This is a genomic window from Streptomyces sp. NPDC055140 (assembly GCF_053607285.1).
This window is the reverse complement of sequence record NZ_JBSGTG010000056.1, coordinates 1-18501: the sequence shown is the minus strand read 5'-3', so window position 1 is coordinate 18501 and position 18501 is coordinate 1. Positions and strand designations below refer to the sequence as shown.

At 68.1% G+C, this 18501-nt stretch carries 13 protein-coding genes and 3 pseudogenes; 6 read left to right on the top strand and 10 right to left on the bottom strand.

Annotation, left to right across the window (positions count from 1 at the left end):
- Window positions 1-193 precede the first annotated feature (193 nt).
- Window positions 194-1447: an RNA-guided endonuclease InsQ/TnpB family protein gene (locus tag ACWFR4_RS45305; protein ID WP_453657426.1), complete on the top strand. Its 1254-nt coding sequence runs from the start codon at window positions 194-196 to the stop codon at window positions 1445-1447.
- 303 nt (window positions 1448-1750) lie between these two features.
- On the opposite strand, the gene ACWFR4_RS45300 is transcribed toward ACWFR4_RS45305, so the two are convergent.
- Both ACWFR4_RS45300 and ACWFR4_RS45295 read right to left on the bottom strand, forming a co-directional pair.
- Window positions 1751-2554, bottom strand: coding sequence for a phosphatidate cytidylyltransferase (locus tag ACWFR4_RS45300; protein WP_453657424.1), 804 nt, complete (start codon window positions 2552-2554; stop codon window positions 1751-1753).
- Window positions 2551-4320, bottom strand: coding sequence for an aminotransferase class I/II-fold pyridoxal phosphate-dependent enzyme (locus ACWFR4_RS45295; protein WP_453657422.1), 1770 nt, complete (start codon window positions 4318-4320; stop codon window positions 2551-2553). Before ACWFR4_RS45295 ends, ACWFR4_RS45300 begins: the two co-directional genes overlap by 4 nt.
- A 789-nt stretch (window positions 4321-5109) precedes the next feature.
- Between ACWFR4_RS45295 and gyrB the strand changes: the two are divergent.
- Window positions 5110-7116: pseudogene (gyrB, locus tag ACWFR4_RS45290) on the top strand (DNA topoisomerase (ATP-hydrolyzing) subunit B).
- A 161-nt stretch (window positions 7117-7277) separates the two neighbouring features.
- On the opposite strand, the gene ACWFR4_RS45285 reads toward gyrB, so the two are convergent.
- The 5 genes from ACWFR4_RS45285 to ACWFR4_RS45265 form a co-directional block, all read right to left on the bottom strand.
- Window positions 7278-7490, bottom strand: coding sequence for a hypothetical protein (locus tag ACWFR4_RS45285; RefSeq protein WP_453657420.1), 213 nt, complete (start codon window positions 7488-7490; stop codon window positions 7278-7280).
- Between the two features lie 69 nt (window positions 7491-7559).
- A complete protein-coding gene (locus ACWFR4_RS45280; protein WP_453657418.1) occupies window positions 7560-7910 on the bottom strand; it encodes a hypothetical protein in 351 nt (116 codons plus the stop codon).
- 54 nt (window positions 7911-7964) lie between these two features.
- A complete protein-coding gene (locus tag ACWFR4_RS45275) occupies window positions 7965-9548 on the bottom strand; it encodes an MFS transporter (RefSeq protein ID WP_453657416.1) in 1584 nt (527 codons plus the stop codon).
- Window positions 9549-9805: 257 nt separating this feature from the next.
- Window positions 9806-10453 (bottom strand): HD domain-containing protein, encoded by a 648-nt coding sequence (locus tag ACWFR4_RS45270; RefSeq protein WP_453657414.1) that lies wholly within the window; start codon window positions 10451-10453, stop codon window positions 9806-9808.
- Window positions 10454-10567: 114 nt separating this feature from the next.
- Window positions 10568-11335: an SDR family NAD(P)-dependent oxidoreductase gene (locus tag ACWFR4_RS45265; RefSeq protein WP_453657412.1), complete on the bottom strand. Its 768-nt coding sequence runs from the start codon at window positions 11333-11335 to the stop codon at window positions 10568-10570.
- A 39-nt stretch (window positions 11336-11374) separates the two neighbouring features.
- Here ACWFR4_RS45265 and ACWFR4_RS45260 point away from each other — a divergent pair, with 39 nt between their 5' ends.
- Both ACWFR4_RS45260 and ACWFR4_RS45255 read left to right on the top strand, forming a co-directional pair.
- Window positions 11375-12952, top strand: coding sequence for an NAD(P)-dependent oxidoreductase (locus tag ACWFR4_RS45260; RefSeq protein ID WP_453657410.1), 1578 nt, complete (start codon window positions 11375-11377; stop codon window positions 12950-12952).
- 112 nt (window positions 12953-13064) lie between these two features.
- On the top strand, window positions 13065-14012 hold the full coding sequence (locus ACWFR4_RS45255) for an NAD(P)-dependent oxidoreductase (RefSeq protein ID WP_453657408.1): 948 nt from the start codon (window positions 13065-13067) through the stop codon (window positions 14010-14012).
- Window positions 14013-14416: 404 nt separating this feature from the next.
- On the opposite strand, the gene ACWFR4_RS45250 is transcribed toward ACWFR4_RS45255, so the two are convergent.
- Entirely contained in the window at window positions 14417-14719 is a 303-nt protein-coding gene (locus ACWFR4_RS45250) for a VIT1/CCC1 transporter family protein (protein WP_453657428.1), read from the bottom strand.
- Window positions 14720-14835: 116 nt separating this feature from the next.
- Window positions 14836-15204: pseudogene (locus ACWFR4_RS45245) on the bottom strand (VIT1/CCC1 transporter family protein); the annotation flags it as partial.
- 292 nt (window positions 15205-15496) lie between these two features.
- Here ACWFR4_RS45245 and ACWFR4_RS45240 point away from each other — a divergent pair.
- On the top strand, window positions 15497-16924 hold the full coding sequence (locus tag ACWFR4_RS45240) for a Dyp-type peroxidase (protein ID WP_453657406.1): 1428 nt from the start codon (window positions 15497-15499) through the stop codon (window positions 16922-16924).
- Between the two features lie 64 nt (window positions 16925-16988).
- Complete coding sequence (locus ACWFR4_RS45235; protein WP_453657404.1) at window positions 16989-18062, top strand: YVTN family beta-propeller repeat protein; 1074 nt, start codon at window positions 16989-16991, stop codon at window positions 18060-18062.
- A 5-nt stretch (window positions 18063-18067) separates the two neighbouring features.
- On the opposite strand, the pseudogene ACWFR4_RS45230 reads toward ACWFR4_RS45235, so the two are convergent.
- Window positions 18068-18403 (bottom strand): annotated as a pseudogene (locus ACWFR4_RS45230) (integrase core domain-containing protein); the annotation flags it as partial.
- Window positions 18404-18501 lie beyond the last annotated feature (98 nt).

Here is an 18501-nt window from a genome sequence, read left to right as displayed (position 1 = left end):
TGTCTGTTCTGGGTCGTCTGGCTTGGACCCGGGGGGTACCCCCCGGGGTAGTATGCCAAGGGGGGGGGGGGGCGGCCCCCCCCCCCCGCGGCAACGGGCGCGGAGCGCACGCAAGAAACCGGGCCGCAGTGCCCGGCGAGGAATGTGCGCTGTTCGAATGCCGGTGCGTCGGGTGGCAGGTAGCGTCACGGTCGTGAAGTTGACCGTGCAGGTGAAGCTCCTGCCGACGCCTGTGCAGGCGGCGGCACTTGAGGAAACCCTGCATGCCTGCAATCAGGCCGCGACCTGGGTCTCTCAGATGGCGTTCGAGAAGGACATCAAGCGCAACTTCGCCCTGCGTGAGCACACCTACACGGCGGTCAAGGACCGGTGGAAGCTCGGCGCGCAGGCGGCCCAGCACGTCATCAAGAAGACCTGCGACGCCTACCGCACCCTCAAGGCGAACCTGAAGGCGGGGAACCTCGGCAGGCCCTCCTCCAAGCGCTACCGGCGGGCCATCGAGAAACCGATCGTCTTCCGCCCGGTGGGCGCGCAGCCGTATGACGACCGGATGCTGTCCTGGCAGTACACGGAGCGTACGGTGTCGATCTGGACCCTGTCGGGCCGCATGAAAGAGGTGGCGTTCACTGCCGCCCCCGAACATTTGGCGCGCTTGGCCCTGTATCGCAAGGGCGAGTCCGACCTGCTGTTCCGCGACGGTATGTGGTTCCTGATCGCGACCTGTGAGGTCCCCGAGGCCGAACTCGACACCAGCGTCACCCAGTTCCTGGGGATCGATCTGGGGATCGTGAACATCGCGACCACCTCGGACGGTCAGATCATGGCCGGACGCCGGCTGAATCGCGGGCGTCTGCGCGAGCGCGTCCTGCGTCAAAAACTCCAGCGTAAGAACACCCCGTCCGCCAAACGACGCCTGAAGAGGCGGCGTCGCAAGGAGGCGCGGCGGGGACGGGACATCAACCACAAGATCGCGAAACATGTGGTGGCCGAGGCAGAACGCACCGGTCGCGGAATCGCTCTGGAAGACCTCACGGGCATCCGCGCACGGGTACGGCTTCGCAAGCCCCAACGGGCCACCCACTCCTCCTGGGCTTTCGCCCAGCTCGGAGATTTCATTACGTACAAGGCCCGCAAGGCGGGGGTACCGGTGGTGCACGTCGATGTGGCGTACACCTCCCGCACCTGCGCCGAATGCGGGCACATCGACAAGGCGAACCGGGCCAGTCAGGCCCGCTTCGTATGCCGGTCCTGCGGATTCGTTGATCACGCAGACCGTAACGGCTCCCGCAACATCCGCCACCGCGCGGAAGAGTTGTGGCGACGCGGGGCGCAGTCAACCGCCCCAGACCCACCCCCGAACACCGAGTGTGGGACAGGACGCAAACCCAGCACCACAGCCAGTGGCGCCCGTTGTGCAAGCCCGGGACTTTCAGTCCCGGGTCGTTGACCCGCCGTTAGTCGCCGGCGAAGGCGTGCTCGACGCGGACCCGGACTTTGTGGTGCTCGGTGTTGCCTTCTGCCTCGCCCGGTAGCGGTGCCCTGCCGGGGCGTTTGCGGTGCGGGACATGAAAGCGGTCGCGATGTTCGCGCCGGGCAGGACAACACAGTGGTGTCGAAACGACTGTCGGTGGTCCCCAGCTGGGCACGACGCAGTTCGGGAGCGGCGCCGGTCGCCCAGGGGGCACCGTACGCAACGGAGCCGCTCCGGCGCCGGCGGTCCGAGTATCCCGGCACGCCCGCCCCCGCAGTCTCACCCCAGCACGACCACCATCACCAACGCCCCCACCAGCGAATCGATTCGGTCCAGCAACCCCCCGGACCCGGCCAGCCACTGCCCCGAGTCCTTGGCACCGGCGCCCCGCTTGACCAGGGACTCCACCAGGTCGCCCGCCGGCCCGCCCACAGTCACCGCGACCGCTGCCGGCCAGCTCCACGCCGAGAGCAGCGCGAGCACGCCCAGCCCTGCCGCCGCGCCGCACAGCGTCCCACTCCACCGCTTCGCCGGGGACAGCGGCGACAGCCGGGGCCCGCCCAGCCGTTGCCCGGCGAAGAATGCCACCACGTCGGCCACCGACACCGCCGCGAACAGCGCCAGCGCGACGCTCCCGAGCGGCGCCAGTGCGGCCAGCGTGCCGAGCCAGACCAGGCCGAGCAGGCTGGTGCCGAGCCGGCGCAGGCCCTGTTCGGCGTCGCCGGTCACCAGCGGTACGGCGGCCAGCGCGAGCGCACCTACGGTGCCCACCCGCCAGACCTGGTCCGGCGCCCAGGCTGCTGCGACGATCAGGCCCGGCACGGCCGTGGCGAGCACAGCCCGGTCGGCGCGGGGCAGCTGGGTCAGCGCACCGAACTCCAGCACCGCGATCACCGCGACGACCCCGGCGAGCAGGGCGACACCGGGCCGCCCCCACCAGAACGCGGCGGTCACCACGGGCACGCCGACCGCCCAAGCACACCACCGGACTATCAGTTCGCGCCGCCGGGACACCCCCACCGCCACGCCGCTCACCAGCAGCGCACCGCCCAGCCACGGTGCCAGCGAGGCCACACCGGTCACCTGGCGACTCCGGCGGCGGGGGCAGACCTGGCCGGGGCGGCGGAGGCGGTGCGCAGGGCGTTGAGGGCGGCCCGGTAGGCGGCGACGATGCGCGCGTTCTCCGCGGTGCCGCGGACCGCGACGCGCACGGTGCGGCCCTCGTAGGCGGCGGAGAGCGGCGACAGGTCGCGTAGATACACGTCGTGGCGTCGGCACTCGGCGACCAGGGCGGCGGCGCTCGGTCCGCCCGGCGGCAGGGTCAGCGAAAGGAAGTTCGCCACCGACTCCTCGACCAGGACGGACGCGTCCACCCCGGCCAGATCCGAGGCGAGCTGCCGGCGCAGCCCGTGTGTGTGCCGCAGTCGGTCGGCGTAGTAGGGCGGGTCGCGCAGGGCCGCCACGGCGGCGAGCTGGGCCGGCAGCCCGACTGCCCACGGCGGCGTCCACCGGCGTACCTCCGCCGCTGTCTCCGGCTCGGCAACCAGGTAGGCGGCCCGGACGCCGGATAGGGCGTACGTCTTCGACATCGAGGTGCAGACCACTGCCCGCGGATCGGTCGCGGCGAACGGGGCGAGCGACTCGGCGGGATCGACGTACCCGAGGTACGTCTCGTCGATCCACCAGCGGGTCCGGGCCGGTGCGGCGGCGATCACCGCGCGCAGCTCGGCGGCCGGAGCGTGGCGGCCGGTGGGGTTGTTCGGGTTGACCACGACCACGAGGTCGTACTCCCCGGCCGCGACGACCGCCGACAGCCGCTCCGGATCGATCCGCCAGCCCTCCTCGCGCCGCAGCCGGAACCGGTCCACGCGGCAGCCGATCACGCGCTCGGTGACATGGACGTACTCGCCGTACCCCGGGTCCATCAGCAAGACCCGGCTCGCCGGTGTCAGCCACCGGCCGAAGGCCCGGAAGATGAGGTCGGAGGAGCCGGCGCCGACGGCGAGCGTCTCCACGGGCAGGCCGCGGGCTGCGGCTATCTCCGCGCGGAGGCCTTCCGCGTTGGTCGGTGGGGAGGTGCGGGCGACCCACCCGGCGTCCTCGGCGAGCGCTGCGCGCGCACCGGGGGCCGGCGCGAACCAGGCGTCGAGGACGTCGGCCGCGACCACCTCGAGACGCCGATCCAGGCTGCGGAAGTCCGTGCCGATCGCGGTGAACGAGGCCCCGCCGTGCTCGCAGCCGTCCGGCCGGGGCGCGAACGACGAGTCCAGCTGCCAGTCCACGCCGGCCGCCAGCCGGGTCAGGGTCGCGGCGTGCCGGCCTGTCGTGCCCCGCGTCAGCTCCGCCACCTCCCCGGTGAGCACTTCGAATTCGACCGCGCCGCTGCGGACGGTACGGCCGACGGGTCGCAGGCCCGCCGCCCGGTACATGCCGACCAGGTCGGCGCGTCCCATCGCCACCACCCGCCGCCCGCCCCGGGACGCGGTCCAGCGCAGCGCCGCGTACATCAGAAGGGCGCCCGACGCACCGGCCCGCGCGTCGGGCTCGACGGTGAGCAGGCGCACCTCGAAGACGTCGGGTTCGTCGAGGAGCGGCAGTTCCGCGCGGGTGAGGTACTTGTCGAGCCCGTACCGGCCCACCCAGGGCGGCGTCACGCTGACGAACCCGACACGGACCGGGCCGCGAGCCGCGACCAGGTAGACGTTGTCGCCGTCGAGCGCGTCGACCAGCCGCCCCTCGGCATTGGGTGCGTGCTGCCCCAACTCCTCCGCGTAGACCCGGTGCCGCAGTTCGTGGATCCAGGGAAGGTCGTCCGCGGTGGCAGGACGCAGGCTCAGTGGACGGCTCATCAGGACCTCTTCGTAGGGGAGTGCGGAACGTCAGTGTGTCGAGGGCCGGCCGGTGTCAGCAGGGGTGAGCACCTCAGGGGAGGTGAGTACGCGTACTCAGGCGATCCCGTCCGTCGTGCCGTCGGCACCCCGCGAGGTCCGGCTTCAGCAATGCCGTCACAATGCGCCGGGCATCGCGCAGTTGCCCGGCGCGGCGGGTCGCCGGATCCGTGTCCGTGACCGTATGGATCGCCGCCCATCGGCATCTCGGAACACCGCTCCTCCTCGTCCGGGACTGGCCTGTATGTCGGTGACGGGGCGACAGCACGGCTTGGAGGGTTCGGCTGAACGGCGCCTGCTGGCACTCGACTTCGTGGGCGGAATTGATGAGGTGCTGTTGCCGCCCTCGACGGCTGACTGACGGCTCCGGGTCCGACCGGGGTGTGGCTCGCCGGCGGTGAAGTTCTGCCTCTCTGGCCGTTATTCCTGCTGGCGTAAACCCCCCTGAGTACCCCTCTGGAGCCCTATCGGGCGTGTGTGGGTAGGGGGAGTAACCCGTGCTCAGGTTCTCGCGTTACGGCGGCACATGGGGGTCTTCCTGCCGTGATGCGCGATGGCGCGGCCGGTAATCTTGAAGATGTTCCGGTCTGGGGTGCTGAGGCCGGTTCCCGCCTGCGTGGGACGGCTTTGCCGTGCCTGCAGGGCGATCTCTCTGTCAGTGATCTGGCGTTTCCGGCTACCGGGCCGGGGGCGCTGTCAGTCGTGCCCGAAGAAGGAGCATCCGTGACCGAAGCTGGTACCTCCACCGCTATGCCCGCCCAGCCTGGAGCCGGCGGCGAACCGTCTTACGATGCCAACGCAATTACCGTTCTGGACGGGCTGGACGCGGTCCGCAAGCGGCCGGGCATGTACATCGGGTCCACAGGGGAAAGGGGTCTGCACCACCTGGTGCAGGAGATCGTCGACAACTCGGTGGACGAGGCCCTGGCGGGGGTGGCGGACCGGATCGATGTGAGGATCCTCGCGGACGGCGGGGTGCGGGTCGTCGACAACGGCCGCGGTATCCCGGTGGGCATGCACCCGGTGAAGAAGAAGCCCGCGGTCGAGCTGGTGCTTACCGTCCTGCACGCGGGCGGCAAGTTCGGCGGTGGCGGCTACGCGGTCTCCGGCGGTCTGCACGGCGTGGGCCTTTCCGTGGTGAACGCCCTGTCCACGCGGCTTTCGGTGGAGATCTGGACAGAAGGCCGCCGCTGGACCCAGGAGTACAAGGCCGGCGCGCCGATCGCTGCGCTGTCCCGTCACGAGGCCACCGGGCGAACAGGTACGTCAATCACCTTCTGGGCCGACGGCTCCATCTTCGAAACCATCCAGTACTCATTCGAGACCCTCGCCCGCCGCTTCCAGGAGATGGCGTTTCTCAACAGAGGGCTGACCCTCACCCTCACCGACTAGCGTTCCGAGGCACGTGCCACTGCGACAGCGGACGAAGCCGGCTCGGACACTGTTGAGGAGCAGCGGGCGAAGACGGTGACGTACCGCTACGACGGCGGCATCAGCGACTTCGTCACGCACCTCAACACCCGCAAGGGCGCACCGGTCCACCCCAGCGTCATCGACTTCGCCGCCGAGAACAGCGAGCGCCTGCTGTCGGTCGAAGTGGCGATGCAGTGGAACAGCCAGTTCTCCGACAGCGTCTACTCCTACGCCAATGCCATCCACACCCATGAGGGCGGCACCCACGAGGAGGGTTTTCGCACCGCGCTGACGACGATCGTCAACCGGTACGCCCGCGAGCGGAAGCTCCTGCGGGACAAGGACGACAACCTCTCCGGTGAGGACATCCGCGAGGGATTGACCGCGATCATCTCGGTCAAGCTCGGCGAGCCCCAGTTCGAGGGCCAGACCAAGACCAAGCTCGGCAACACCGAGGCGCGCACGTTCGTGCAGAAGATTGTGCACGAGCAGCTGTCGGACTGGTTCGACCGGAACCCGAACGAGGCCGCGGACATCGTGCGCAAGGGTATTCAGGCGGCCACGGCGCGCGTGGCCGCGCGCAAGGCCCGGGACCTGACCCGCCGCAAGGGTCTGCTGGAATCAACGGCCCTGCCGGGCAAGCTCTCAGACTGCCAGTCCAACGACCCGAGCAGGTCCGAGATCTTTATCGTCGAGGGCGATTCCGCCGGCGGCTCGGCCAAGTCCGGCCGCAATCCCGAGTTCCAGGCGATCCTGCCGATCCGCGGCAAGATCCTGAACGTCGAGAAGGCTCGCATCGACAAAATCCTGCACAACCAGGAGATCCAGGCCCTGATCTCGGCCTTCGGCACCGGGGTCCACGAGGACTTCGACCTCGCCAAGCTCCGCTACCACAAGATCATTTTGATGGCGGACGCGGATGTCGACGGCCAGCACATCAACACGCTGCTCCTGACATTCCTGTTCCGCTTCATGCGGCCGCTGATCGAGCACGGTCACGTCTACCTCTCGCGACCGCCCCTGTACAAGGTCAAGTGGAGCCGGGACCACGCCGAGTACGCCTTCTCCGACCGAGAACGCGACGTCCTCATCGAACAGGGCAGTCAGCAGGGACGACGCATCAAGGACGACTCCATCCAGCGATTCAAGGGCCTGGGCGAAATGAACGCCGAGGAACTGCGCATCACCACCATGGACGTCGACCACCGCGTCCTGGGCCAGGTGAGCCTGGACGACGCGGCCGTCGCTGACGACCTCTTCTCCGTTCTCATGGGCGAGGACGTTGAAGCGCGCCGCTCCTTCATCCAGCGCAACGCCAAGGACGTCCGCTTCCTCGACATCTGACCACCAGCGCCGGACGAGGTCGGGCCTGCCGCTAACAGAACACCGCCCACACTGCTTCCTCGCGCGGTTCTGTGTGTCAGCGCAGGCAAGGCCGGTTCCCGGGTCACCCGGCAGCGCGGATGACCATCAGGCCATGGGCGGGGCGCTGCCATGACGGGCGGCTATGCCTGATCGGTGGGCCATTGCTTCAGGGCCTCGTAGGTGCCGTCATGGCCCCGTTCCGAGAGGACGATCTTCGCCTCGGCTATGGTGCCGTAGCTGCCGATCCATGACCGGAACTTCCGGTCCGTAGCGGCGAAGTCGGGCCACCATTCCTGCATGGCGACGGCGCCCCTGGTCGTGAGGGTGAGTCGGTAGCGCTGTCGGTCGGCCATACCTGGCATGGTGTCACGCCCCGCGCGGCGGCTGACGAGGGACCGCACCGCGAGGCGGAGCCTGGGCCGTCAGCCGATGAGGCGGAGGATCGGGTCCGATAAGGCGCTGCGCTTGGGCGTTCTCTTCGCGGGTGCCTTCTTGCCGGTGGTCTTCTTGGCCGTCGACTTCTTCGCTGCGGTCTTCTTCTTCGGCATGTCGTGGATGGTCGCGTGCTTGCCTTCACCGCGGGATGCCGTGGCTTTCGGTACGGACTGTTCCAGAGCGGCCACGAGGTCGATGACGGCCGGGGCTAGGGCCTCCGCCTCGGCGTGCCGCGGTTCCTGACCTTTCTCCTTGGCGTTGATCAGGTTGGTGATCGCCTCCGTGTACCGGTCCGTGGCGACGTCCTTGGGGATGTCCTCGTTGGCCGGTGCGTCCATGAGAGCAAGAGCCTGAGCCGAGGACCGCTGTCCGGGTCGGCTGCCCGACCAGTATCAGCTTTGGGTGGAATGACAGTGGCTGTGCGCGACTTCGGGCGTGCACGGGGCTGCTGTTGCCCCGCGGTTGGTACGCCACTCGATGAGCGCGATGCCCAACGCCGTCGAGATGGCGGCGATGCCGACGCCGACGGACGCTGCCACGGCCAGCCGGTAGTCGTCCCCGCTTGAGGCCAGTACCAGGTAGTACGTGCCGGGCAGTGCAGCCGTCCCCACTGCCCCGCCCAGACGCTGTCCGGTCTGCAGCGCACCGCCGGCGGCGCCCGCCATCCGCACCGGCACTTCCCGCAGAGTCATCGTCACATTGGGGGAGATGACGAAGCCACTGCCGATGCCGCCCACGAGGAGGGCGGGGGCAGCGGCCCAGACGGCGACTGATGGCGGGGCGAACCTGAGTAGCAGCGCCGCTGCGGCGAGCCCGACAATGACGCCGACCAGGCCGAGCACGGTCAACAGCCTGCCCACTCGCTCCACAAGCCGGCCGGCTACGACGGCCGCTCCTGCGGAGCCCACCGCGAACGGTGTCACCGCCAGTCCGGACTGCAGCGGCGTGTAGCCCAGGCCGTTTTGGAAGAACAGCGCGAACACGATCCACACGCCGCTGAATCCCATGAAGTAGAACGTCGCCAGGCTGGCACCGGTCGCATAGCCGCGGGTTTCGGTAATCAACCTTGGATGCAGCAGCGGTTCGCCGCCTTGGGCTGCGACTCGGCGCTCCCACCGCCCGAAGCCGACCAGCAGCAGTGCCCCTACTGGGAAGAGCCACCACAGACGGCGTACACCGCCGGAGTCGGCTTGGACCAACGGCAGGAGGACCGCCAGGACACCACAACCGATCAGGGCAACGCCCGACAGATCGAGGTGTCCCTTCTTACCCGGGGCGACGCGGGGCAGCAGCCGGTAGCCGAGCACGAGTGCCACGGCACCCACGGGAACGTTGACGAGGAAGATCCAGCGCCAGCCCTGGGGTCCGGTGGCCAAGGCGAGGATGACGCCTCCGGTGATCGGACCGACCGCACTGGAGATGCCGACGGTAGCGCCGAACAAACCGAAGGCACGAGCACGCTCGGCTCCAGTGAACATCTGTTGGATCAGCGCAGAATTCTGAGGAGCAATACAGCCGGCGGTGATTCCTTGCGCCATGCGGGCGATGACGAGCAGGGTGATCGTCGGGGCCGCCCCCGCCACGATGCTGCACAAGACGAAGGCCGCGAGCGCTCCGAGGAAAATCCGGCGCCGGCCGATCGCGTCGCCAAGACGTCCAGCCGGCACCAGCGCAAGTGCGAACGTCAGCGCGTACCCGGACACCACCCACTGCACTGCGGCCGGGGAGGCACCCAGATCCCGTTGCATCGAGGGCAGCGCGACGGCGACGATCGTCACATCGAGCAGGATCATGAAGCCCGCCACCAGCGTGACCGACAAGGCACGCCACCGGCTCGCCTCTGGCCGGCCTGCTGACGTCGCCGTGCCTGGTGGTTGCCCACTCGGTCCCACGGGGGCTCCTTTCGACGGAGTCACGACCCAGTGTCCGTGCACACGACAGGCCAGACATCGCGTGAGTGACGTACGACAACTCATCCGATCAGAGCTAGGACCTGCGGATTTCCGGACTCAGGGGGAGGAACAACAGCACCAACCAGCAGCGGAATCAGGCGTGCTGACCACCAGAGCTCCAAAACCTGGAACGACCGTGATACGGCAGGGCCATCTGCCACTGGCAATCATCACTGATCGTGACGGCGAGCGGAGCCATCATCACCTGAATACGGGCGTGGTGGCACGATCTTGCGGCCATGGCGGCGACCACGACCACGTGTCGCTGGTCCGCTGGTGGGCTATTCGGCCCACGGGGAGTCCAGGATGGTGCGTACGAAGTCCCCCCGCTCAAAGCCGGGCACGTAGTGTGCTAGCACGTCGGCTTTGACGTTGCCGAACGTGGTCTGCGGCTTGGGCCGAATCCCTTCAGCGAAAGCCTCCAGGATGCGCGGCTTGAAGCCGGGGCGCGGGTGCAGAGCGACGACTGCGGCGCGGTCTGCCTCGTCGATGTCGTGGTAGCCGATGCCGAGGACGTCGTACTCCACGCCTGCGGTTACCAGCGCCACCTCCGGTTCCATGAACTCAGGGATGCCCGGGGTGGTGTGCAGGGCGATGGCGGTCCACACCCGCCGGATGCTGTCCTCCGGCACCTGGTGGGCCTGCAGGAAGCGGCGGGCCTCATCGGCGCTATCCACCTCGAAGCGCCGCCCACTCCCGTGGAAGGGTTCATTCAGGCCCAGGTCGTGGAACATGGCCGCGATGTAGAGCAACTCGGGGTCAAAGCTGAGATCCCGGTTGCGCCCTTGAAGGCTGCCGAAGAAATACACACGGCGCGAGTGGTCGTAGATCAATTCACTGGTGCTGTCCCGCACGAGCTCAGTCGTCTCCCGCGCGAGCTTCGAGTCCGGCACACGCACCCCGGCCGGTATGGAGGAATCACCCGTCATCGCAACCACCTGCTCCTTCGGTCTGCGGTCTTCCCGGCGCCACTTCCAGTCTCCGAATCACCAGATGGGCGCGCCATGGCTGTGCGGCCGTATGACCCACGGCGCATTTCTCGGTCAGAACCAGCCGCCGTCGGCCTGAATGGTCCGGCCTGTGATGAACGAGGCATCGTCTGATGCCAGGAACGAGACGACTGCGGCGATTTCAGCGGGCTGGGCCATCCTCCCGAGCGAGCTGGCAGTGCGGATGACGGCATGAAAATCAGCGTCGATGTCGGGGTGTACGTACTGGGAAGCCGCATGGTCGGACATGTCGGTGACAGTTCCCCCCGGTGCGATGGCATTGATGTTGATGCCGCGCCGGCCGAGTTCGGGGCTGAGGTTGAGCGCGATGCATTCGACGGCGGCCTTACTCGACGCATAGAGGGCGTGGTGAAAGACCGCCTTGTGGGCACTCCCCGATGACGTCAGTACGATCCTCCCTCCTTCGCCCATATGCCGTACCGCGTTCTGTACGGCGAAGAACTGGCCCCGTGCGTTGATAGCGAAGACACGGTCGAAGTCGGCGGGGGTGACGGCTTCCAGCTTGCCGAAGTGCTCGATTCCGGCGTTGCTGGCCAGGATGTCGAGTCCGCCAAGAGCATCGGCGGCCTCATCGGTCAGCCGCTGGATCTGGTCCGGATCGCCGACGTCCGCCTTGATCGCGACCGCGCGGCGGCCATCGGCAGTGATCTCGGCGGCGAGTGCCCGGGCCGCGTCGCTGCTGCTCCGGTAGTTGATCGCCACGTCGGCCCCGTCAGCGGCGAGCCTGCGGGCCACCGCCGCGCCGATCCCTCGTGCGCCACCGGTGACCAGGGCCTTCCTGCCTGCCAGCTTTCCGCTCATCGGTCGTCTCCCGTCACGGCGATCCGGCGGTCGTGCCGAATGCAGGTAGCGCGGTGTGCGGTCCCGGAAATCAGGCCAGCAGGTGACTTCTTCACCTCGTATACGGAGGAAGAGGGGGACTGCCATGTCGTTCTCGCCACGCGGGCGCGGCCATGTTCACCACCCGGCCATCGGCACCAGAATCGCCCGGCCTGGGCCAGGGCGCCACTAGAGAGCGGCCCAGGCCCGCCTCACGACCACCCTCGCGGCGGGCTTGAGGTGGGGAGACCGACCGGGGAAAGCCACTGCCAGCAAGTTGCAGCGCGTTCCGGAGCAGGTCCGCCTGCGGTCGGCCAGTGCCCGCAAATCAGCAGCATGACGACACGAACATCGCTGAATTGCTCATTTACGGAGGTGGCCTCATCGAGCGGACAACATGCGGCACGGGAGAGGTTGCCAGGGCGAAAAAGGGCTCTGGCAATTCGATGGCTTCGGCAGAGAGCGGACGGAGGCCCGATATCGAGGTCCGGGCGACTGTCGAAGGTTTCGAGCCCAGCGCGGCCGATGTCAGTGCGGTCGGGGAGCGGTCGCGGCAATTGCGCAACATGGCGGAAATCGAGCGGGGTTGGGGACCAGGCCAGCGAGACGCCGCCCTCCTGCCCGACTCGCCGATTGTTCGGCCTACTTGCTCGTGAAGGGCGCCGCGTTTCCCTGCCAGGGAACACCCGGGTGCCAGCGGAAGATGGATCCAGGGGTAACGGAAAGGGATCTTCCATGTCTCACGCTTCCACCGTCGCCGTTCTCGGAGCTGGCGCACTGGGCGCCGCGATGGCGATGCGGCTCGGAGATTGTGGCCACGAGGTTCGGCTGTGGAACCGTACGGAGGAGAGGGCCCGGGCGGTGGCGGAGCACGCTGCCGGGGTCACGGCGGTGAGAGCGGTGGGCGATGCGGTCTCCGGCGCGTCCGTTGTCCTGACGGTGCTCCGTGACGGCGATGCGGTCGCGGAGGTCATGGCAGATGCCATCGGCCGGCTCGACAACGACGCCGTCTGGGTACAGGCGAGCACGGTAGGGCCACGGCAAGCCGGCGCGCTGGCCGGTCTGGCTCGTGATCACGATGTTGCACACCTCGACGCACCGGTCTCGGGAAGCACCGCTCCCGCTCGGCAGGGCAAACTTGTCTGGCTGGTTGCCGGTCCCGAGGACGTCCTGCGACGGGCGCGTCCGCTGCTCGACGATCTCGGCTCGTCCGTGCTCCACGTCGGGACGGGGGTCGAGGGAAACGCCGTCAAACTTGCGGTCAACGCCTGGATGGCTGCCTCGACGGTTGCCATGAGCGACGTCCTTGCGCTGTGCGACGATCTCGGCGTCGACCACGCGACGTTCGTCCGCGTGCTTGAGGCGGGGCCGCTCGCCATGCCGTACGAGTTGCAGAAAGTGCGCGTCATGGACGACGCCTCATACGCGCCCGGATTCGCGGTGCAACTCGCCCTGAAAGACATCGAACTGGCCGCTGCAGCCGCCGCCCCCAGCCCTCTGCTCCAGGCCGTCCGCGACCGCCTGGAAGCAACCGTCGCAGCCGGCCACGACCACGACGACCTCGCCGCCGTCGATTACCTCAGGAAGCCGCCGTCGTAGTCCGCCCCTGCGGGTCCTTGCTCATAGGACCCTTGCCGGCCGTATACCGCGTCCGGCCGGTCAGCTGCGGGGCCGCACGAGTCGAGCCATCTTCCAGGAATGAGGTACAGAAATGACGATTGCCGCCCAGGACCGCCCGCGTATCGGTTGGATCGGCGCCGGCCGCATGGGCTTCCAGCTCGCTGCCCGGCTGCTGGACGCGGGGTACGACGTAGCCGTCTACAACAGGGACCGCGCCAAGGCCGAACCGCTGGCTGAACGGGGAGCGGCGATCGCCGACCGGCCGGCTGATCTGGCCGACCGGGACGTCGTCTTCACCATGGTGACCGCCTCGGCCGCCCTGGAGGCGGTCACCACGGGGCCGGGCGGTGTGCTGACCTCGTCGGATGCCGCGCCGGGGGTGCTGATCGACTGCTCCACGGTGTCCACCCAGGGGTCTGCTCTGATCCGGAACGAAGCCGCCAAGCGCGGGACCGACTTCCTGGCCGCCACGGTGAGCGGGAACCCGAAGGTGATCACCGCAGGCAAGCTGACGGTCGCGGTCTCTGGCTCATCCGAGGTGTTCGGTCAGGTTGAGCCGTTGCTGGCTCTGCTGGGGCGTGGGGTGACCTATGTCGGTGAGGGCGAAGCCGCCCGTCTCGTCAAGATCGCGCACAACGTTTTCCTCGGTGTCGTCACCCAGTCGCTCGCCGAGATCACCATCCTCGCGGAGAAGGGCGGTGTCAGCCGTGCCGCCTTCCTGGAATTCCTCAACGACTCCGTGATGGGCTCGGTCTTCACCCGTTACAAGTCGCCCGCGCTGGTCAACCTGGACTTCAAGCCGACGTTCACCATGCCGCTGCTGCGGAAGGACTTCGATCTGGGGCTGTCCGCGGCCCGCGAGCTTGAGGTCTCGATGCCGCTCGCCGCCGCCACCGCTCAGCTCGTCGCGGCTGCCATCGGCGCGGGGCATCGAGAAGAGGACTTCGCCTCCTTGATCCTCGAACAGGCCAGGAACTCCGGCATCACGCTGGAAGCCCAGAACGTGGCTGTGGACGACGGTCTGTCACCGCAGACCTGATCTGCTGACCGACACCACCGGGGACCGCCGGCCCCGACAGACGGTTGGCTCGACGGTGCTCTCGTCTGTCGGCTTCAGCGATGCGCTCTGGCGACGCAGTCCCTGTCGGCCGCCACCCAGATGTGAACAGGGCGCTGGTCCCTGAAGCTTGGCGAAGCCCGCCAGCTTCGATCGGCTGCACATGCCCAAGAGCGCCTCGGCCATACAACTGGTGAGGAGAAGGCCGGACCGGCGAACGCGAGTGGCCCCTTGATGATGCCCGTGACCGTGAGACCGCGCGATGGCATGCGGGCGGATGTCCACAAGACCTGGCCCTGCAGGGCACGAGTCACTCGGGTAACTGAACCAGTCAGGGCCCCCTTCCGACGGACATGCAGCCAGTTGGGATCTTATGAAGAGCAGCTTCAGCCCACTGCGCCTCCCCCCAAGGCACCCAAGGCATAAGTCACCGCCGATGCCGCGGCAACAATGAGTAGTTGACGCACCGCGGTCCACGCCACCCGGCGACGACCGGAACCGATGCCGAGTACCGCGCCGACGGCAAGCGAGGCGAGGGCTGTCGCGGACGCAGAGGCGGCCACCGCCGGGCCTCCAGCGGTGAAGAACCAGGGAAGCAGCGGCACGAACGCACCGACCGTGAACAGGAGCAGCGAACTAACGGCCGCGACCACAGGCGAACCGGCTTCCTCGGCGCTGACGCCGAACAGGATGCGCAGCGTCGTCTCCCGGGTGGTGCGTTTGGCCGTGGCGACCCCCAGCTGGCCCGGGTCGCGGTCTCGACGTCGAGGCCACGGTCACGCATACCTTGCGCCATGTGCGCCAGCACAACAGGCGGTGAATGAGTCCACGCCCGGTGCAGCGCATCCTCCATCCCGCCGGCGATCTCCCGCTGACCACGCAGGGAGACCCACTCACCCGCCGCCATCGACAGCGCACCGGCGAGCAAACTGGCCAGGCCCGACAGTCGTACCGTGCCTGCACTGGCATGTGCGCCGGCCATGCCCAGGATCAAGCACAGGTTGGTGACCAGGCCGTCGTTGACGCCCAATACGGCAGCCCGGATGCCGCCACCAGCTACCCGGCGCGCAGTGCGGCCAAGCGCTGCGAGTTCGGCCTCCGCGACCGCGTCACCCTGCACGCTGTGTTGAGATGGATCCCAGCGTGGCGCGAGCGCCGACCAGTCCGGGCCCATCGACGCCATGCCACAGCCTTCCTCGCCACCTGTCGGACCAGGCTACGTCGCAGCCGGACCACGCCAGCGATCCGCCAGCGAAGCGGAGTGTCGTGCCGCTACGCGCACGGCACCGAAGACCTCCGGCCATTGCCACAGGCGATCAGACACCTCTCGCCGTCGCGCGCTCCACAAGCCGCGAGCCGACGCACGACGTGGACGGTGGGGCTTCGTCACCTGGAGGCACTGCGAGCGACATCTGCACGTGCGACCGATATATTCCATTTTGCGGGAAGTCATGTAACTGGCGGTGATGCAGGCGCTGGTGGGGCTGCCGCATGCAGTCGTGCGCCCTTTCGGCTTTCGGCGCCGGACCGGCTCATGGAAACCGCTCACGCAGGTGCCGTACTGCTGCCACCTGGCTCACCACCTTAGGGAAACCATGACCAAGGAAAGATATCCGAGCGTGGATGACGGGTGGAGCGGCGGAGGGTGCCCGGCGAGCGCCTTTGCTCGGCGGTCGCTTCTTCAGGGCGCCACCGCGGGTCTGGCCGGAGCGGCGGGCGGGATCGCCTTGGGCGGGGGCACGTCGCTCGCCGACCCGGTGGCCGAGGCCAAGCGCACGCAATCCCGCGTGATTCCCTTCCACGGCGTTCACCAGGCTGGCATCCTCACCCCGCCCCAACAGGACGCAATTTTCCTCTCGTGCGACGTGACCGCCGCCGACCGCGCGGAGCTCACCGAGCTGTTCCGCACGCTGACCGCGCGGGCCCGCTTCCTGACGGCGGGCGGTAGGCCCCCGAAGGTCCCCCCGACATCGACGCCATCGGACAACGGCATCCTGGGACCCACGGTAGTACCGGACGGTCTCACCATGACCGTCGGAGTGGGCGCCTCACTGTTCGACGACCGCTACGGACTGAGCGCGCGCAAGCCGGCCCAGCTCGTCACCATGACACCCTTTCTCCACGACGACCTCGATCCTGCCCTGAGCCAGGGAGACCTGCTGATCCAGATCTGCGCCGACCACCGGGACACGACGGTGCACGCGCTGGTCGACATCCTGACCCACACCGCATCCGCGATGAAGCTGCGCTGGCGCATCGACGGGCAACGCAATCCGGAACGCCCCGTCGGCGTCCGGCGCGACTGGTTCGGATTCAAGGACGGCATCTCCAATCCGGACGCCACCGATCCCGCCCAGATGGCTCAGTGGGTCTGGGCCCAGCCGAAGTCCGGGGAACCGGCCTGGGCTGCGGGCGGCACCTATCACGCGGTGCGTATCGTGCACTTCCACATCGAGGCGTGGCAGAAGGTGCCCGAGGCCCAGCAAGAGCGGATCTTCGGCCGCCGCAAGGCGAGCGGCGCACCCATGTATGCCGTGGGCGAGAACGCCACGGACCTCCTCGACCCCATCTACACCAACGACCCGCAGGGCCTGATCACCCCGCTGAACTCACACATTCGCCTCGCCAATCCCCAGACCCCGCAGACCGCGCCGACCAGCACCATCCTGCGTCGCAGTTACGACTACGACCGCAGCCCCAATCCGCCGGAACTGGACATGGGGCACGCCTTTGTCTGCTATCAGCGGGAACTCAACACCTACATCGCCATGCAGAACCGGCTGGAAGACGAGGCACTGGTGCCCTTCATCACGCCGAAGGGCGGGGGCTACTTCTTCGCACTTCCGGGAGTCCGGGACAAGAACGACTACTACGCCCGCGGACTTGTGACCTGATCCCGGCCCATGCCGCCGGGCGGCCGTCGACGATCTGACGCCTGGTTTCGGACCGAACCTTGCGATGCACACAGGAGGCGAGATGTTCTCTGCCCTGCGGTCCCTGGCCAGCAATGGCCTCCGACGCCCCCCCAGGACGCTCCGGCCCGCCCTCGCGGCGGCCATCGGGATCCTGCTGACCTCATGTACGACCGCCGGGTCGGCCGACACGCATGCCGCCACTACGACGCCCTCGCCCGTCGGACCCGGCTCCGGATCCGGCAGCCGTGTGTATGTCACGAACCAGCAGGACAACACCCTCTCGGTGATCGACGCCCGCAGCTACAAGGTCGTCGCAACCGTGAAGGCCGGCAAGGCACCCGAAGGCGTCGCGGTTGCCCCGGACGGCAGGCACGTATACATCGCCAACAACGGTTCGGCCCAGGTGTCGGTGCTCGACACCCGCACCAACAAGATCACCACGACCGTGCCGGTAGAGAAGAGCCCCACGGGCGTCGGCCTCAGCCCCGATGGCAGATCCCTCTATGTCGCCAACGGGGGCTCGAACACCGTGTCAGTGATCGACACCGGAACCAACCGGGTGGCCGCACGCATCCCGGTCGGTAAGTCCCCGGTGAGCGTGACCTTCAGTCGTGACGGCAGCACGGCCTACGTGGCCAATTCCGGGTCGGGCAGCCTGTCGGTCATCAACACCCGTACACACAAGGTAACCGGGAACCTCGCCGCGGGGCGCTCCCCTGTGGGCGTCGCCGTCACCCCCGACGGCAAGTCGGCATACGTCGCCGACGAGGTGGCAGCACGAGTCCTGGCCGTCGGAACCCGCACCCGCAAGGCGACTGCCGTACCGGTCGGCGAAGGGCCCTTCGACGTGGCGATCGGACCAGACGGCAAGACGGTCTACGCCGCCGTTCTCGGGCCGGGGCAGGTATCCGTGATCGATACCGGCAACAACCAGGTCTCGTCGACCATTTCCGTGGGCCCTACGGGCACCGACCCGTTCAACATCGAGGTCACACGCCAGGCGGTTTACGTCACGGAACAAGCCGCCGGCACCCTCACGGTGATCGACCCCAAAACCAACAAGGTCGTCGCAACAGTCACCGTCGGCACCAGCCCCTATGGCGTGGCAGTGGGCTGAGCCGGTCACTCTCGGGCCTTCCCCCGTGAAGGTGGGCACGCGGTTATTGATCTCGCGGCGAGCGTGATTTGAGCGGGGTGGTGTCGGTGTTCGTATTCGTCGGGGCTCGGGTGGCCGTTGGCGGAGTGCCGGCGGCGGGTGTTGTAGCGGGTCAGCCAGGCGAAGACGGTCCTGCGGCAGGTGTCGCAGTCGCAGTAGTCGTGGGCGCCCCGGAGGGTCTCGCGTTTCAGGGAGGCGTGGAAACTTTCGCACGCCGCGTTGTCGGCGCTGGTGCCGACCGCGCCCATCGACCGTGTGACCCCGAGTTGGTCGCAGAGACCGGCGAAGGCCCGGGATCCGTATTGGGCGAGTTCAACTGGTCGATGCAACACCGGCTTGTTGAAGCGAGCGTAGTTGCTCCTCGAAGATTTCAGCGGGCGTCTTCCACCCGAGGATCTTT